A 221-nucleotide genomic window follows, 5' to 3' on the forward strand; every position below is an offset into this window, starting at 1 on the left:
CTGTTGTGGTCAACTAATTCCGGACAGTGAATTAAGTTTTTCTTCTGCTATAGCAGGGGCAACCATTTGATTATGGCTATGTGGCCTGCGCCAGTTATAATAATTCATCAAATAATTACTAATATCTTTTTCAGCTTCATGATAATTACTATAACCTAATAAGGGAACCCATTCTGTTTTTAAACTTCTAAATAGACGCTCCATTGGTGCATTGTCCCAAC

The 221-nt window shown here is 36.2% G+C and carries 1 protein-coding gene; it reads right to left on the bottom strand.

Annotated elements, in window-relative coordinates:
- Positions 1 to 9 precede the first annotated feature (9 nt).
- The coding region (locus VRK28_RS11640) for an integrase core domain-containing protein (RefSeq protein WP_332393978.1) at positions 10 to 221 on the bottom strand (212 nt) is incomplete at its 5' end.

Source organism: Pseudoalteromonas sp. P80D2, assembly GCF_036680945.1.
Taxonomy (GTDB): Bacteria; Pseudomonadota; Gammaproteobacteria; order Enterobacterales; family Alteromonadaceae; genus Pseudoalteromonas; species Pseudoalteromonas shioyasakiensis.